At 60.4% G+C, this 17,291-nt stretch carries 12 protein-coding genes and 1 pseudogene; 10 read left to right on the top strand and 3 right to left on the bottom strand.

What is annotated here, in order from left to right:
• Positions 1 to 12 precede the first annotated feature (12 nt).
• From CGZ66_RS22970 to CGZ66_RS22960, 3 genes are all read left to right on the top strand, one after another.
• Positions 13 to 1,641 carry an ABC transporter substrate-binding protein gene (locus CGZ66_RS22970; protein ID WP_425352303.1) on the top strand — a complete coding sequence of 543 codons (1,629 nt, stop codon included), beginning with the start codon at positions 13 to 15 and terminating at the stop codon, positions 1,639 to 1,641.
• Between the two features lie 104 nt (positions 1,642 to 1,745).
• Entirely contained in the window at positions 1,746 to 2,690 is a 945-nt protein-coding gene (locus tag CGZ66_RS22965; protein ID WP_095088310.1) for an acetamidase/formamidase family protein, read from the top strand.
• Positions 2,690 to 4,378, top strand: coding sequence for an ABC transporter ATP-binding protein (locus tag CGZ66_RS22960; protein WP_095088308.1), 1,689 nt, complete (start codon positions 2,690 to 2,692; stop codon positions 4,376 to 4,378). The genes CGZ66_RS22965 and CGZ66_RS22960 overlap by 1 nt, the downstream gene beginning before the upstream one ends.
• Positions 4,379 to 5,830: 1,452 nt before the next feature.
• Here CGZ66_RS22960 and CGZ66_RS39280 read toward each other — a convergent pair.
• Positions 5,831 to 6,376, bottom strand: a complete 546-nt coding sequence (locus CGZ66_RS39280) for a hypothetical protein (RefSeq protein ID WP_143748818.1) — start codon at positions 6,374 to 6,376, stop codon at positions 5,831 to 5,833.
• A 573-nt stretch (positions 6,377 to 6,949) separates the two neighbouring features.
• Here CGZ66_RS39280 and CGZ66_RS22950 point away from each other — a divergent pair.
• Positions 6,950 to 8,165, top strand: a pseudogene (locus CGZ66_RS22950) (M24 family metallopeptidase).
• A 426-nt stretch (positions 8,166 to 8,591) separates the two neighbouring features.
• Here CGZ66_RS22950 and CGZ66_RS22945 read toward each other — a convergent pair.
• Together CGZ66_RS22945 and CGZ66_RS22940 are read right to left on the bottom strand one after the other, a co-directional pair.
• Complete coding sequence (locus CGZ66_RS22945; protein ID WP_095088304.1) at positions 8,592 to 9,653, bottom strand: medium chain dehydrogenase/reductase family protein; 1,062 nt, start codon at positions 9,651 to 9,653, stop codon at positions 8,592 to 8,594.
• Between the two features lie 348 nt (positions 9,654 to 10,001).
• Entirely contained in the window at positions 10,002 to 10,781 is a 780-nt protein-coding gene (locus CGZ66_RS22940; RefSeq protein ID WP_095088301.1) for a creatininase, read from the bottom strand.
• A 99-nt stretch (positions 10,782 to 10,880) separates the two neighbouring features.
• Here CGZ66_RS22940 and CGZ66_RS22935 point away from each other — a divergent pair, with 99 nt between their 5' ends.
• The 6 genes from CGZ66_RS22935 to CGZ66_RS22910 all read left to right on the top strand — a co-directional run bounded on the left by CGZ66_RS22935 (position 10,881) and on the right by CGZ66_RS22910 (position 16,861).
• Positions 10,881 to 11,795 (top strand): LysR substrate-binding domain-containing protein, encoded by a 915-nt coding sequence (locus CGZ66_RS22935; RefSeq protein ID WP_095088300.1) that lies wholly within the window; start codon positions 10,881 to 10,883, stop codon positions 11,793 to 11,795.
• A gap of 90 nt (positions 11,796 to 11,885) precedes the next feature.
• Positions 11,886 to 13,022 carry an extracellular solute-binding protein gene (locus tag CGZ66_RS22930; RefSeq protein ID WP_095088298.1) on the top strand — a complete coding sequence of 379 codons (1,137 nt, stop codon included), beginning with the start codon at positions 11,886 to 11,888 and terminating at the stop codon, positions 13,020 to 13,022.
• Between the two features lie 116 nt (positions 13,023 to 13,138).
• Positions 13,139 to 13,984: an ABC transporter permease gene (locus CGZ66_RS22925; protein ID WP_095088297.1), complete on the top strand. Its 846-nt coding sequence runs from the start codon at positions 13,139 to 13,141 to the stop codon at positions 13,982 to 13,984.
• Positions 13,981 to 14,814: an ABC transporter permease gene (locus CGZ66_RS22920; protein WP_095088296.1), complete on the top strand. Its 834-nt coding sequence runs from the start codon at positions 13,981 to 13,983 to the stop codon at positions 14,812 to 14,814. Before CGZ66_RS22925 ends, CGZ66_RS22920 begins: the two co-directional genes overlap by 4 nt.
• Positions 14,811 to 15,905 (top strand): ABC transporter ATP-binding protein, encoded by a 1,095-nt coding sequence (locus CGZ66_RS22915; RefSeq protein ID WP_095088294.1) that lies wholly within the window; start codon positions 14,811 to 14,813, stop codon positions 15,903 to 15,905. Before CGZ66_RS22920 ends, CGZ66_RS22915 begins: the two co-directional genes overlap by 4 nt.
• 11 nt (positions 15,906 to 15,916) lie before the next feature.
• Complete coding sequence (locus CGZ66_RS22910) at positions 15,917 to 16,861, top strand: GlxA family transcriptional regulator (protein WP_245331180.1); 945 nt, start codon at positions 15,917 to 15,919, stop codon at positions 16,859 to 16,861.
• Positions 16,862 to 17,291: the final 430 nt, after the last annotated feature.

Genomic DNA, 17,291 nt, shown 5'->3' with positions numbered 1-17,291 from the left:
GGAGTGAACTCAATGAACAAATTCGCCAAAAGGATGGGCCTGGCGGCCTTGCTCGCCACCTCCGCCCTGGTGCCGGCCAAGCTTGCCTTCGCCGACACGCCGACCAATGGCGGCGACATCATCGTCACCTATAAGGACGACATCGCCACGCTCGACCCGGCCGTCGGTTACGACTGGCAGAACTGGTCGATGATCAACGCGCTGTTCTCGCGCCTCGTCGACTACAAGCCCGGCACGACGGAGCTCGGGCCGGCGCTTGCCGACAGCTACGACGTCTCCGACGACGGCAAGATCTACACTTTCAAACTGCATCCGGGCGTCAAGTTCACCAACGGCCGCGAGGTGACGGCGGCGGACGTGAAGTGGTCGATCGAGCGCGCCGTCAACCCGAAGACGCAAGGCCCCGGCGCCGGCTTCTTCCACTCGATCGTCGGCGCCGACAAGATGACCGCCGGCACCGCCGACACGATGGAAGGCATTACCGCGGTCGACGACCACACGGTCAAGTTCACCCTGTCGCAGCCCGACGCCACCTTCCTCAACGTCCTGGCGCTGAACTTCGCTTCCGTCGTGCCGAAGGAGGCCGTTGAAGCCGCCAATGGCGATTTCGGCAAACACCCGGTCGGCTCCGGCGCCTTCACGCTGAAGGAATGGACGATAGGCCAGCGCCTCGTCTTCCAGAAGAACGCCGACTATTTCGTCAAGGACCGGCCGCATGTCGACAGCTTCACCGTCGAAGTCGGCCAGGAGCCGCTGGTGGCGCTGCTGCGCCTGCAGAAGGGCGAGGTCGATATCGCCGGCGACGGCATCCCGCCGGCGAAATATCTGGAGATGAAGAAGTCGGCCGAGTTCGAGGGCATGATCGTCGACCGCCAGCAGCTCGAGACCAGCTATGTCACCTTGAACACGCAGGTGAAGCCGTTCGACAACGCCAAGGTCCGGCAGGCCGTCAACATGGCCATCAACAAGGACCGCATCGTGCGCATCATCAACGGCCGCGCCACGCCGGCCAGCCAGGTGCTGCCGCCGCTGATGCCGGGCTATGACCAGAACTACAAGGGCTATGCCTACGACCCCGAAAAGGCGAAGGCGCTGCTTGCCGAAGCCGGGTTGAAGGACGGCTTCTCGACGCAGATCTACACCTCCAACACCGATCCGCAGCCACGCATCACCCAGGCGATCCAGCAGGATTTGGCGGCGATCGGCGTCAAGGCCGAGATCAAGGCGGTGGCGAACCCGAACGTGATCGCCGCCGGCGGCACGCAGGGGCAGGCGCCGATGGTCTGGTCCGGCGGCCTCGGCTGGATCGCCGACTTCCCGGATCCGTCCGACTTCTACGGGCCAATCCTGGGCTGCGGCAGCGCTGTTGCCGGCGGCTGGAACTGGTCGTGGTACTGCAACAAGGACATCGACGCCCGCGGCCAGGCCGCTGACGCCATGCCGGTACCGGCCAAGGCCGAGGAGCGCAACAAGGCCTGGGCGCAGATATTCACCGACATCCAGACCAATGAAGCACCCTGGATCCCGGTCTTCAACGAACGCCGCGTGGTGGCCAAGTCCAAGCGCATGGGCGGCCCGGACGAGATCTACATCGATCCCACCCGCGTCATCGATTACGAAGCGATCTACGTGAACAAATAGGCTCTTCTCATCTCCCGGCGGCAGGCATCCAGCTCGCCGCCGGGACCGTCCCATGATGCCGCCTGCACGGCAGGGCGGGTTGCCCAAGACAACGAGAAAAAACCATGTGCGTGAAGTGCGACTACACCATCCATCGCGCCAGCCATCATTTCGGCTGGAACCGCGACTTCGAGCCGGCGCTGACGGCAAGGCCCGGCTCGACAATCCATTTCGAATGTCTCGATTCCTCAGGCGGGCAGTTCAACGCCAGCTCCACGGTCGCGGACGTCAAGACGATGGATTTCGGCAAGGTCAATCCGGTGACCGGACCGGTCTATGTCGAGGGTGCCAAGCCCGGCGATGCGCTGAAGATCACGCTGCGCCATTTCGAACCGTCGGGCCTCGGCTGGACCGCCAACATTCCAGGCTTCGGCCTGCTCGCCGACCAGTTCGAGGAGCCGGCGCTGCACATCTGGAAATATGACGCCGCCGCGATGACGCCGGCACTCTTTGGCCCTGGTGGCCGCGTACCGCTAAAACCCTTCGCCGGCACGATCGGCGTGGCGCCTGCCGAACCCGGCCTGCACTCGGTCGTGCCGCCGCGCCGTGTCGGCGGCAATCTCGACATCCGCGACCTTTCGGCTGGCACCACGCTCTATCTGCCGGTCGAGGTCGAGGGCGCGCTGTTTTCGATCGGCGACACCCATGCCGCTCAAGGCGACGGCGAGGTCTGCGGCACCGCCATCGAGAGCCGTATGGATGTCGAGGCGACGATCGAGCTGGTCAAGGACGCGCGGCTGCAAAGCCCGCGCTTCACCACGCCGGGACCGGTGACCCGCCATCTCGACGCGGCCGGCTACGAGGCCACCACCGGCATCGGGCCGGACCTGATGACCGCGGCACGCGAAAGCGTCATGCGCATGGTCGACCTGCTTGCCGCGGAGCATGGGCTGAAGCCGGTCGACGCCTACATGCTCTGCTCGGTTTGCGGCGACCTGCGCATCAGCGAGATCGTTGACATGCCGAACTGGGTCGTCTCGTTCTACTTCCCAAGAATCGTCTTCAATTGATGGCGGATGCTTCCGGGCCAGAGCAGGATGCCGTCCTGACCGTCGACAAATTGTCGGTGGACGCGCTGACGCCTGAAGGGGCGAGGCGCGTCATCGACGGCATCAGCTTTGCCTTGGCGCCGGGCGAGACATTGTGCATCGCCGGTGAGTCCGGTTCGGGCAAGTCGGTGACGGCGCTTTCGATCATGCGGCTGTTGCCGCGCACCTCGCTGCGCATCGCCGGCGGCGACATCAGGCTCGATCGCCAGAGCCTGCCGCTCCTGTCCGAGCGCGCCATGCGCGATGTGCGTGGCGGGGAGATCGCCATGATCTTCCAGGAGCCGATGACCTCGCTCAATCCGGTACACTCGATCGGCGCGCAGCTGACCGAGGCGATCCGCACCCATCAGGGCGCGGAAGGCGCCAGCATCGAAAGCCGCGCCCGTTCCATGCTCGACGTCGTCCATATCAACGACCCGGCGCGGCGCATGAAGCAATATCCGCACGAGCTCTCCGGCGGCATGCGCCAGCGCGTCATGATCGCCATGGCGCTGTCCTGCCGGCCGAAAGTGCTGCTCGCCGACGAGCCGACGACGGCGCTCGACGTGACCGTGCAGGCGCAGATCCTGAAACTGATGCGCGAGTTGAAGCGGGAATTCGGCACCGCCATCATCCTGATTACCCACGACATGGGCGTCGTCGCCGAGATGGCCGACCGGGTGGCCGTGATGCGTGACGGCCGCATCGTCGAGGCAGGCCCGGTGCTCGACATCTTCGAGCGGCCGCAAGCCGAGTACACGCGCGAGCTGCTCGCCGCCGTGCCGCGTCTCGGCGCGTACGCCGCGACCGACGCGCCGCCGAGGGTCACCGCCACCGTCCGACCAGCCGCGCCAGAGGGCGCCGCGCCGGTGCTGTCGGTCAAGAACCTCGTTGTCGATTACGGCGCTTCCGCCAGCCTTTTCCGTCGCCGCGCCGCCGAGGCGCCGGCGGTGCAGGACGTCTCTTTCGACATCATGCCGGGACAGACGCTCGGCCTCGTCGGTGAAAGCGGTTCCGGCAAATCCACCACTGGCAAGGCCGTGCTCGGCCTGGTGCCTTTCACGGGTGCAGTGACCATCGGCGGCACGGCCATCCAGGGCCTTTCCGCCGCCGCGATGCGGCCGGTGCGCCGCGCCGCGCAGATGATCTTTCAGGATCCCTACGCCTCGCTCGACCCGCGCATGACGGTCGGTGCGGCAATTGCCGAGCCGCTCGCCATTCACAGCATCGGCACCAAGAGCGAGCGTCGCGAGCGAGTGGCCTTGCTTCTCGGACGCGTGGGGCTCGCCGCCGATCATGCCTCGCGCTATCCGCACGAATTTTCCGGCGGCCAGCGCCAGCGCATCTGTATCGCCAGGGCGCTGGCGCTCGAACCAAAGCTGATCGTCGCAGACGAGAGCGTTGCCGCGCTTGACGTGTCGGTGCGCGCGCGCGTGCTCGACCTGATGCTGGAGCTGCAGGAGACGCTCGGGCTTGCCTATCTCTTCATCTCGCACGACATGGCGGTGATCGAGCGCATGAGCCATGATGTCGCCGTGCTGCGTGCCGGTCGGATCGTCGAAGCTGGCCCGCGCCGCTCAGTGTTGTCCTCGCCACGCGAGGCCTACACACGCGAGTTGATCGCCGCCATGCCCATTCCGGCCCCACGCGTCGCAAACCCACAGAAGTAGCGTTGCAGAGACCGGCGCACCAATCATCTCGGCCGGGCTTCTCGGTGGCCGGAGGGTGGCTAGTATGCCATACCGACCCTGGCTATCTTCAGGGACTGAACCGCCAGCCATCGGTAGGAGGAGTGGCCGCGGGAGCTATCTCGACACGGTCTTCGCGGCTCTCATCACCATCTTCCGAGGCGTCGGGGGCTGGCAACAGTTCACCAGCAAGGCGTCAGCGCCGGCTACATAGGCGCGCACGAACGCAGTGATTGGAAGAACCCGATACTCTCGCTTCCGGCGGCCGAGCAGAACGCGCTCGTCATTCGGCTGGGGGTTGGTCGGGAAGCCGTCATTGAGAATTGCCTGATTTTCTGTTGGCGGGCTAGGCAAATGCGACCGTCTTCCAGCGGTCCAGCGGTCCAGCGGTCCAGCGGTCCAGCGGTCCAGCGGTCCAGCGGTCCTGCGGTCATAGCGGTGGCTCGGGGTTTGACCGCCGGGCCTTAGCGGCAAAGAGGGTGGGTTTGCCAGCCGGCAAATTATCCCTCCGCCGCTCGTTTACCCCATGCTGGCTTGATCCCAGCGCACGTCAGACCTTGGCCCGCTGCCGACGGTGGCGGGTTTTTTTGCGCGTAGGGTGGAACCTGTCGAAGAGGATGAAGTTCTGATCCTGCTCGGCTCCCCCTCGCCGAGCAGCCACCACAGATCTCCCGCCATCGTTTCCCGGTGGCGGGCTTTTTTCATATTAGGTGCAACTAATTTTTAGATGCCACGTTTTCCGCACTGGCCAGCTAAAGTCCCTACTGGCCATTTATCGAAGCCCGTCACCTTTGCCCAAGGTGGCGGGCTTCTTACGAAGAGGATTCATCATTCGACCTTACGGATTTGTAAGGGGGTTCGACTTGCGGTGAGTGACCGCTCCGCAGCAGGATCGCACGCCGGCAATTACGGTCAGCAAATGGCCAGACCTGCAAAATCCTGTGTCACCCTCGATTGGCAGGTCTGGCTATCCAGAATCTGGTTCCGCACTTGCGGCAGGGACTTCGCTCTTAATTGAGTGAAAGCTAATATCGATAATATGCTTATAGTTTAGGCAGCGCGGGGGACACCTTGACTTTGGCAAGCCGAACGGCGCGCGCTTCCCGCATCCACAAACTCGCAGACATAATTTTCGATCCGCGCCCGCTCTCGCGGGACCGCCGTCATGCCTTCGGCAAGTCTGGATGGTTCATCACTCGTGGCGAAAAGGTTCCACAAGCCGTCTTGACGATCAAGTAAAACAATCCTGTTTTGTTCTAATGGCGCTGAAACGATCGACACGCTGCAAATGCGACGTGCATCCCGAAGATCTGCCCAGGCGTCTTATGAAGGTTGACGGCAAGATCACCTTTACCGAGCGCTTAGGTGCCGAACACATTATCGCTAATCGGAGAGGCGAGGCTGCGATAGCCTCGCCTCGACAGCGCAGTTTATTCATAGTCCCTGCAGGCGGGCAAAATCGGCAGGGGTTGCCGCGCGCTCGGCTATGGTGCGGCCTGTTGCATCTTTCGTGTCAAGCCTACCGTTCTCTATCTCTTCCTTGACGCCGTCAGGATGAGTGACCTCGATCTTATTGCCTTCCACCTCGACTTTGTCGCCGGCGGAGTTCACATGCTCTTGTCCGTGATGGCCGTTGTCGTCGGCACCATTATCGTCGGCACCGCGATCGTCGGCACCGTGATCGTCGGCACCGTGGTCATCTCCGCCGTGGTCGTCGGCACCGCCATCTTCTCCGCCTCCAGACCCGGAATTGCCACCATCATCGCCACCACCGGACCCGGAATTGCCACCGGAACCGGAGTCGCCGCCATGGCCGTCTCCGCCACCACCATGGCCGCCTTCGCTCTTGGCGTAAGCCACCGCAGGCCCGATCTTGGCAACGGCGTGAAGACTGAGTTGATAGGGAGCTGTTGTTAAGGCTAATGCGGTCGAGGCACGCAACGCGAACCAGATGAGCTGGCTTGAAGTCAATTTCAGCATGATGGTCCTCCTTTGCTAACTTGGAGGCAACGCCGACAGTTGTTCGATTCTTCCTGAATTTTTCGGGAAGAAATGGAATAAGACTGTTGCGGGGGAAAGATAAGACCTAATCCGACAAAATTTCAGACCAAAGTCCGACATGCACGCTAGCGGGGAGAGATTTTGGTTTGTCTGGAACGATTTCGGGCCTTGCTAGCAGTCGTCGATGCGGCGACCCTTAACGGAGTTCGCCATGCCTCATAAGAAGACCTCTCGCTGATACTTTGGCAGCCCGCGAAACTGTCTATGTCAATTGCGGGCGCAGCAATTCGTTGGGCATGCTGTTGGTGTAAGTTCATTCTTTCCTCGACATCCGCATTAGGTTTCAGGTTGTAGGCGGACGATAAAAAGTCGGCTCTCGAGCCGGAAATGAGACGTCGATATCAGAGGATAAGTGTTTCCTAATCACATGCCGTCGAGACAAAAGCCTGGCGATCCCATAATTTCTGGAAATGAAGCTATCAGGTGAATAAATTTTCCTGATACGCCTCGTGGTCGTAGCTTCCTGCATCAACCTCGCAGGGAAAAAGCACGATGACTGCAGACATGTTACACGTGACGGCATGGCTCAACGGCGAAAAGGAGTATTCGCCGTTCTCTGACGCCGAGATGGAACGCCGCCAGAATGACGTTCGCGGCTGGATGGCTGAGAACAAGGTGGATGCCACGTTGTTCACCTCCTACCACTGCATCAATTATTACTCCGGCTGGCTCTACTGCTACTTCGGCCGCAAATACGGCATGGTAATCGATCACAACAAGGCCACCACGATTTCGGCCGGTATCGACGGCGGCCAACCCTATCGCCGCAGCTTCGGCGACAACATGACCTACACCGACTGGCGCCGTGACAATTTCTATCGTGCCGTGCGCCAACTCACTGCGGGCGCAAAGCGCATCGGAATCGAGTTTGACCACGTCAACCTCGACTTCCGACGCCAGCTTGAGGAGGCGCTACCTGGCGTCGAATTTGTGGATGTTGCTCAGCCGTCAATGTGGATGCGCTCCATCAAGTCGATGGAGGAGCAAAAGCTGATCCGCGAGGAGGGCACGGGTTTGCGATGTCGGCGGTGCTGCCTGCGTGGCTGCCGTTAAGGCCGGGGTGCCTGAGCACGAGGTAGCAATCGCGACAACCAGCTCCATGATCCGTGAGATCGCAAAATCGCACCCTTATGTTGAGTTAATGGACACCTGGACTTGGTTTCAGTCGGGGATCAACACCGACGGCGCCCACAATCCGGTGACCAATCGTCTCGTCCAGTCCGGCGACATCCTGTCGCTCAACACGTTCCCAATGATATTCGGCTACTATACGGCACTCGAACGGACGCTGTTTTGCGATCATGTCGACGACGCCAGTCTCGACATCTGGCAGAAGAACGTCGCCGTCCACCGCCGCGGGCTCGAGCTGATCAGGCCGGGCGCGCGTTGCAAGGACATCGCGATCGAGCTCAACGACATGTACCGGGAATGGGATCTGCTGAAGTATCGCTCCTTCGGCTACGGTCATTCCTTCGGTGTGCTCTGCCACTATTATGGCCGCGAAGCCGGCGTGGAGTTGCGCGAGGACATCGACACCGTGCTGCAACCAGGCATGGTCGTCTCGATGGAACCAATGGTGATGCTGCCGCAAGGCATGCCGGGTGCCGGTGGCTATCGCGAACATGACATCCTGATCGTTAAGGATGACGGAGCGGAAAACATCACCGGCTTTCCTTTCGGCCCGGAATATAACATCGTCGGGAACTGACGGAGTGCTTTACATTCCACACGATTGGCATCGGTGGAGGTCGGGCCGCTCAAAGCGGCCTGACCCGTACTCAGCGTCGCCCGTTTACGGCCTGGCCCACGAAGCGATCATCTCCCTGACAAACGTGTTCACTGCTGATACCCTCGTAGAGCGTCGCAAGGATGCTTCTTTGGGGCTACCTGACAATAATGCCAGCGACGGCGCAGTTCAGGCGCCACCGAACTGGCCGTTTCCATACTGATGGAGCTGAAGGACTGCAGAGTCGGTATCGATGATGCAGTGGCTATGGCTCGACCCATAGCGTGTAGCCAAATGCGAACATGGCCCACCTTGCTGCTGGGTCGACCCGGTCGCGATAACCCAACTCGGGATTTGATTGTCTTTCCTGATCACACGGCCAGCAGTGATGAGGCGATGCCTGAATCTTCAATCCGACCGAGGTCGTGAGGTGGCATGCTGTTCGCGTCGCGACGGCAGATCCGGGCACAGCACGAGCTTGCCCTCGAGACCGCCGTGTTCGAGACGTCGGTGCGCCTCGACAACTTCATCCAGCGAGATCCGCTCGGTGACGCGCGGGTGGATGGCGGCACTGGCCAGCAGAGCGAAAAGGCGCTTCAAGTCTTCCTTGAACCACTCAGGATGTTGCCACCGCATCGCGTTGATGGAGTAAAAGAAGGCTCGTCTTCCGCCAGGCGACCACCTCCAGAGATACAGCCGCGCAATCCACATCAACATGGTGAGCATGCCTCGCTGAGCCTGCGCGCCCGCCGAGTACCCATAGGCGCATAGCAGACCGCCAGGCTTGAGCGCCGCGAACGAGCCACGATAGCCGTCCTCCCCGATGCCGTCGAAGACGATGTCGAACCCGCCTGGCAGGACACGCGCGAAGTCTTCACGCTGGTAGTCGATCGGCGTGGCTCCAAACTTGCGGATCAGCGCTGCGTGCTTCCCGTGGGCACCGCCCCATAGCTCGAGCCCGGCCATGCTGCCTAACACGAGCAGCGCCTGACCGACTGCGCCCGCGGCTCCGTGCACCAGTACCCGCTGCCCTCGCTGCGCCTGCGCGGCGCGGTGCAGGAGTTGGTATGCGGTCATCCAACTCAGGACCAGCGTTGCGGCCTCCGCCACGTCGACGCCAGCCGGCACCGGGGTCAAGTGGCTCGCTTGGAGCGTGCGATAAACAACATTCGATCCGAGCACCGTCATGTCGGCCACACGGTCGCCAAGCTGAAATCCGCTCACGCCATCGCCGAGCTGATCGATTTCCCCGATAACATCGTACCCCACCACAAACGGTGGGCGGCGGGACGCGGTTTGCGGGTAGAGGTGCCGCCGTATCAGCGTGTCGGTGTACTCAAGGCCCGAGGCGAGCACGCGGACCCGCACTTCGCCCGGACCAGCGGTCGGCATGGGAGCGTCGACCACCTCCAGCTCCTCGGGACCGCCGAAGCGAGTGACTTGAACAACGCGGTTGCGCGGTTCGATCACACGCTGGTCCTCCTATTTCTCAGGAGCGCACATCACGGCTACCGCTGGTCGCCGTCACAGGCAACCATGCGCTCATAGCAATTCTCGCTGGAAACTTCGGCCCTGTAATTGATGTGGATCAATTCCGCTCGCGGTAGATCGCGTCATTTCGCTGCGCCGTGGAATTTGGTCGCAGTCGGCGTATGACACTCCGGCGAGTTCTTCGCCCGGGCGATTTATGGGCTGACGGTCTAGTCGTATACGTATCCTTCCGATGGCCGAGACAGCCCTAGAGGCCGCTGGAATATTAATGCATCGGGGCTTCCAGCCTGCGGATGCAGAACCAAGGATCAGGTTCGTATGCAAGCCCTAGCGCGGAAACTCGACCTCCAGCGCTTTGACGATGCCGCTAACGCAAACATCCAGCAAGATGTCGCCCTTAGCCTTCGACGCCTCCTTGGGCGACGACAGTGTGCCGCTCGGCGGTGTCCATTCGGGCTTTGGCGGATAGACATCATAAGGCGGAAAACTCGCCGGTTTATGATCGACGGCGCGCTCGAGATGAACAAGATTCGGATACAGTGCCAACATCAGCGACGTCTCGAGCACGCCGCCATGCTCCAAGTCCCAGCCGGCGAAACCGTCGGGATATAGGCGCGCGATCGTCGCCCTGTCGACGAAATCCCAATACGACAGTACGACGATCTTCATGTCGTGAATGCCTCCCCAACGCAGCTCGCGCAGCGCCAGATCGATGCCTTCGACGATGAACCACGAGTTCTCAAAGTGGCCGTTCATCAAACAGATATTGCGCACGCCGTGGCGGGCGAACTCCTTGATGACGTCGCGCAGTGCCGCAACCAGCGTCGCGCCATCCAGGCTGGTCGTGCCCGGCAGGTGATTGCCGCCGCCCGACTTCTGATGCGACTTGTAGCCATAGGTGAAAGGTGGCGCGACCAGCGCTCCGATTTTCCCAGCGACGCGGCGGGAGAATTCGACCGGCAACAGCACGTCGACATGCATGGGCATGTGGTGGCCGTGCTGTTCCATCGATCCCACCGGAAGGAGGATGGGCACCGAGCCGCCACGAACCATTTTATCATAGTCAGGCCAAGGCAGCTCGGCGGCAAAAACGGTAGCATCCGGCATGATGTTCTCCCAATTTTGGCTCTCGGGCTGATGATTAGGGGCAACAACCGTGATATGGAAAATTTATAATCATGATCCACGTATGAGAAATCTAAATCCATGCGCAATATAATCAACTTCCAGACCGACCTCCTGCGGACCTTCGTCTCGGTTATCGATCTTGGTGCCTATACGAAGGCGGGTGATGCGCTTGGGCGCACCCAGCCGGCAATCTCCCTGCAAATCCGCCGCCTGGAAGAACTGGTCGGCGCGCCACTCATCAAACAAGTCGGACGCACGCTGCTCCTGACAAGTGAGGGGGAGATGCTGCTGAGCTATGCTCGTGAGATGCTGCGGCTCAACGACGAGGCCGCTTCCTATTTCAATCGGTCGGAGATTGCCGGCGTGTTGCGCATTGGCCTGCCGAACGACTATGCGGTCGCCTTCCTGCAGGGGGTCATCACCGAATACACCAACGAGCATCCTGACATTTCGCTCGAAATCCATTGCGGTTGGAGCGCCGACATCCTTGATCGTCTACGCGCCGACGAACTCGATTTGGCCGTGGCGATGGTCAACAACGAGCGCTCTCAATATCTGTCCCGTTCATGGATCGAGCGGCCGATCTGGGCTGCCGCCGAAACCGCGCGCTTTGATTTGGAAACGGGGGTGCCTTTGGCGGCGCACCCGGAAGGATGTGCCTATCGCGCGCGCATGATCCAGTCTCTGGATGCCGCACAAATCCGCTGGCGAGTTGCTTATACCGGATCCGGCATCGCGGGACTGCAGAATGCTGTTGTGAACGGCTTTGGCGTCAGCGCCCTAACCCGCTACACGATGCTGCCGGGCATGCGCGCTCTTGACGATAAGGACGGGTTTCCAGCACTCGCTGAAATCCGTGTCGGCTTGTTCTACAAACATCCCCGCCTGTCCGATGCAGGAATCAGGTTGGTCAACCATATTGTCGCGCGTCTGGACGAAGCCGGCGTCTCCGGCGACCCTGTGCGCCGGCCCATCGAACTAGATCGCCAATAAGGAGCGCAAATGCATTTATTATGAGAATTAATTTTCCAAATAGGTGGTCCCTTCGTACGGTTGCGGAAACCACAAGCCAAGGGGAACACCATGACGATCAAAAGAAGCTTGTCCGGCGTAAGCTCGCGCCGCGACTTTCTGAAGGGTGCAAGTGTTCTGGGTGGCGGCGTTCTGGCTATGCCATTCCTTAGTCGGCTAGCGTTTGCCGAGCCGGTCGAACTCAATATGCTCGCCTGGTATGGACACGCCGAGCCTGACGTGGTTGCCGAGTTCGAGGCCGCGAACAACGTGAAATTCAAGCCTAAATACTACACCGGTGGCGACAATATGCTGGGCCTCATTGCCCAGTCACCCCCTGGAACCTTCGACGTGATCCTGTCCGACGCCGAATACGTCCAGCAACTGAACGCCGCCGGATACATCGAGGAACTGGATCCCCACGACTATCCTCTCGATGACTATTTTCCAGAGTTCCAGAAATTCGCCGGCCATTGGCAGGACGGCAAGCTGTACTCAGTCTTCACGCGATTCGGCTTCCTCGGCGTTGCATACAATACCGAGGCCATCACCGAGAAGGAAGCGTCGACCTACAACGTCTACTGGGCAAACAAACTCAAGGGTAAAGTCGGCCATTTCGATTGGCATTTGCCCAATCTTGGCCAGATTAGCTTGCTGAACGGCAATGCTTCTCCCTATGACATCAACCCGTCGGCTTGGAGCGCACTACAGGAAAAAACGAAATCCCTGCGTCCGCAGATCGGCGGCTTCTTCGACTACGGTGGCACCTTCTCGTCACTGCAAAATGGCCAGATGCTGGCTATGGCGGGTATCGGTGACTGGATCACGGGTGTGCTTGAAAAGAGCGGTGCCAAAGTGCGAAGTGTCATCCCGGAAGAAGGTGGCTTGCAGTGGACTGAATCCTTCTCCATCGGCAAAGGGTCGTCCAAGGCCGACCTGGCCAAGAAGTGGATCCAGTACGTCACTTCGGCAAAGGGCCAGGTCAAGTCGGCCAGCATGGCGGCCTATCCGGCCTTGATCCCGAACCGCAAGGGCTGGGAGCTTCTGGCCAAGGAAACCCCTGAAGAGGCTAAACGCCAGGGCATGCTGCTCAATGAGAGCAATGTCATGGACATGATCCGCGCCGGCCGGATCAAATACCGACAATTGCCGGTCCAGCAAAGCCTCGAGGACTGGAACGATTTTTGGTCCGATTATAAAGGATCGTAGAATTCCGGATCGCGAGGTTCGGACTTTAGGGCGGGACATTGCCCGCCCTTTCACTACGGCGAGCCCGCGAGGCGGCCGATGAACCAAGGCGTGGTTGCACGGGCGGGCATGCTTCAATGCGAAAGTCGATCACACTTTACGGACTTACCTTCTCGCTGCCGATGCTGGTCTGGCAGGTGATGTTCTTTCTTGCCCCGTTGGTCTTCCTAACCGCCCTGAGCTTCTGGACGGTCAGGAATTTTCGTGTGGAACCAGATTTCAATCCAGGCAATTGGACAAAGATGCTTAGCCGCGGCGTGTTCTGGGACGCCTATGTCCGCACGCTGCTGCTGTCCACCGCCGCTGCCGTCGTCACCAGCGCACTGGCATTCCCGTGCGCCTACGGCATTGCGTTCAAGCTGTCGGAAACGCCCCGGCGCTGGGCAGTGTTCCTGATGGTCATTCCGTTCTTCACCAGCTACCTGGTGCGCGTCTATTCATGGCAGATTTTCCTATCCGACAACGGCATCATCAATGCGCTGCTGGCAAAAATCGGGATAGGGCCGTTCGGCATGCTGAATTCAGTGTTCGGCATTATGGTAGGCTATCTGACACTCAGCTTCCCGCTGGTCGTTCTGCTGCAACTATTCAGCCTCATGTTCATCGACCGCACGCTTATAGAGGCGGCGCACAATTTGCGCTGCAGCCGGCTGCGCACCGTGTTCGAGGTAGTGGTGCCGGCGGCCAAGGTCGGCCTGGTGATCGCGGCACTGTTCTGCTTCATCCTGACGTTTGGCGATTTCGTCAGTCCGCTCTATCTCGGCGGCGGTGACCCGCCGACGCTGTCTATCCTCATCACCGACACCACCAAGTCGGGCCAGCAATGGCCGCGCGCGGCGGTGATCGCGCTGACGATGATCGCGACCCTGCTGGCGGTTGCGTTCGCGGCTGTGACCTACGCCTACAGGGAGCGCGGGCGATGAACGACTTCAACCGCAATCCGCTGATCGACTTGGCGCTCAGGCTCTACATTGTGCTGGCCTTCGCCTTCATCTTCGCGCCGATCGCGGCAAGCTTCGTCTTCTCCCTGAACGTCGACCGTTTTCCCTCGCTGCCGCTAGGCGGTTTTTCGACCGTCTGGTACGAGGCCGTGTATGCCGATCCGCTTGTCTGGGAGGGCTTGCGCAACACCCTGGTTGTCGGCGCCGTCGTCTCGGTCCTCGCCACGGCGCTCGGCTTTGGCGCCGCCTACACCGACTTCCGCTACAAATTCTTCGGCAAGCCATTTTACCTGGCGCTGGCGCTATTGCCTCCGACTATTCCGGTCGTCATTCTCGGCCTAGCGATGCTCGCATTCTTGTCCAATGTCAGCCTGTCGGGCGAGGTCCATTCAGTCATCATCGCGCATGTGGTGATGTGTGCTCCCTTCGCCATGGCGATCTGCCGGCTGCGCCTGTCGCAGATGGATCCATCGCTGGAGGCCGCGGCCTGGAATCTCGGGGCGTCGGAATGGATGGCGATGCGGCATGTCATCGTCCCGTTCTGTCGGCCCGCAATCTTCGCGGCTCTGTTCATCACAATGGCGGTGTCTTTCGACGAATTCGCGGTGTCCTGGTTCGTGTCGGGACTGCACGAGACGCTGCCAGTCAAAGTGCTCGGCTTCCTGCAGGGGCAGGTCAGGCCGCGCATCAACGTCATCGGCACCTTCGTCTTTCTTGCATCGATAACGCTAGTGATCTTCGCCCAGATTCTTCTGATGAAGCGCAGCTCCTTGCCGAAGGCAGGTAGTAACGCGCCGGAGTTGGTGCCATGACCGATCAAGCTCTCGTCGTCTTCGACGGCGTCGTCAAACGCTTCGGCAATTTCAACGCCGTCGAACGCATGGACCTCGAAATCCGCAAGGGCGAGTTTCTCGCCATCATGGGATCGAGCGGCTGCGGCAAGACGACAACGCTGCGCATGCTGGCCGGCCTCGAAGCGCCGACCGAAGGCGAAATCCGCCTTGCCGGAAAGCGCATCAACGACTTGCCGACCTGGCGCCGCGATACGCCAATGGTGTGGCAGAGCCTGGCGCTGTTCCCGTTCCTGACGGTGCGCGAGAATGTTGAGTTCAGCTTGCGCATGCGCGGCGTCGAAAAGGCCGAGCGCAAGAAACGCGTCGACAAGTGGCTCGAGCGCATGCAGATCACCGAATTCGCCGAACGCAACGTGGCCCATCTTTCCGGCGGTCAGCGCCAGCGCGTGGCGCTGGCCCGTTCGCTGGTCACCGAGCCCAAAATCCTCTTGCTCGACGAGCCACTGTCGGCGCTCGACGCGCATCTCAAGGTGCGCATGCAGACCGTGTTGTCCAATCTCCAGAAAGAGCTCGGCATCACCTTCGTCTATGTCACGCACAGCCAGTCGGAAGCCTTTTCGATGGCCGACCGCGTCGTCATCATGAGCCGTGGACGCATCGAGCAGATCGGCAACCCGCAGGAGATCTATCGTGCGCCGCGAACACGGTTCGTCGCGGAATTTCTAGGCTCCTCCAATGTCTTCGCCGGCATGGTTTCGGCGGCGAATGGTGACGCCCTCAGGATCGTCACGCCTTCAGGCGAGTTCGATGTTGCCCGCAACCCGGCCAAGGCGCTGATCAAAGGGGACAAGGCGACCTTCGTCGTCTCCGGCGACCGCGTGCAGTTGACCAACGAGAAGCCAGCCGGTGGTGTCAATGGCATGGAGGCCTCGGTGGTCGGAGAGGAGTTCGTCGGCGCCACAGCCGTTATCCACCTTGAAGGTGCTGACGGATTGGAGCTCAAGGCGCAGAAGAGCCACGACGAACTGGAGCGGCTGAATTTGATGCCCGGCGCCACGATCTGGGTGTCGTGGCGCGCCGACGCGAGCCACATTCTGCCTGGGGAATAGGAGGATTGGTATTGCGTTTTGGCTTCCTGCTCGCCCGAAACTTTACACTTTCTCCACTGTCGCTGTTTCTCGACACACTGCGACTTGCGGGCGATGACGACGACCGCAGCCGGCGTGGGAAGTTCGACTGGCAAATTATTGGAGAGAGGGGTCTTCCAATCCGCTCGAGTTGCGGTGCTGAGGTACTGCCTACGAGGCAAATCACGGATCCGCAGGATTACGAAAATATCGTTGTTGTCGGGGGATTGCTCAACGGCACGCAGTACCTCAGCGGCGAAAAGGAGGCCTTTCTCCGACGGGCCGCACAGCGGGATGTGCCTCTGACGGCTTTATGCACCGGCAGTTTCGTACTGGCGCACTATGGTCTGCTCGACAACTATCGAGCCTGCGTGAGCTGGTTTCACGTCAAGGAATTTCGGAATGCATTCCCACACGTCCGCGCGCACGCCGACACATTATTTTCAATCGATGGAAGTCGCGCCACCTGTGCGGGAGGTGCCGGGGCAGCCGACTTGGCCAGTTACTTCGCGTCTAAGCATGCCGGCGGCAAAGCGGCAGAGAAAGCCGCAAAGATTTTGGTCCTCGACAGAATCAGAACAGGCCGTGACGCGCAGCCTAACGGAGAGCTGTTTCCGAAGGCCAAAAGCCGCCACATCAGGCGGGCTTTGCTCCTGATGGAAAGCAATCTGCAGGAAAAGATCACCGTGACGGAAATCGCCAGCAAACTTGGGATCTCACGCCGCCAGCTTGAGCGATTGTTTGCTGCAGAAATACAAATCAGCCCTATGGCCGCATATCTTGCGCTGCGTTTGCAGTATGCGAAAACGCTACTCGGGACGAGCGACCTGCAAATCGGTGAAATTGCTTACAGGTGTGGCTTTCCAAATGCCGGCCATTTTAGCCGGGTATATCGTCAACATGCAGGTGGCACGCCGACAGCATTTCGACGGACTTGATTGTAACTTAGGAGCGGCTCGGGCGACCAGCGTCGTGTACTGATAGCTGCTATGTCCGTACTCCGTCGGAGGTCGAAGTTGATGGGTAGCATGACGGCATCCCGAATTGTCATGCCTCGCGGCCGTGTCAGCAAAAGGGAGTGCCCGCCTTTGCTTAAACCCGGTCATCATGCCGCCCAAGCCGAACGACTGCTTTCGGGAGACGATCAAGGAAACCTCAAGGACCGACATGAGGCGCAAATCGGACAAAAGCCCCATAAAGGCGATCGTAGGCGAGCGAGGTCATATTCACCAATATCCTGTCTGATAATTCGCCAGGCGAGCTAAATCCTGTGTAAGCTGGAAGTCTGGTATTTCAGCAGGTTGGACTATGCACGTTTCGCCGAGGCTAGAGCTTTGATGAGGGGCGGCCACACGTTGCCGTACCCTC

This window comes from Mesorhizobium sophorae (assembly GCF_002270415.1).
Classification (GTDB): Bacteria; Pseudomonadota; Alphaproteobacteria; order Rhizobiales; family Rhizobiaceae; genus Mesorhizobium; species Mesorhizobium sophorae.
The sequence above is the reverse complement of the archived record's forward strand: the minus strand, read 5'-3'. Positions and strand labels throughout refer to the sequence as shown.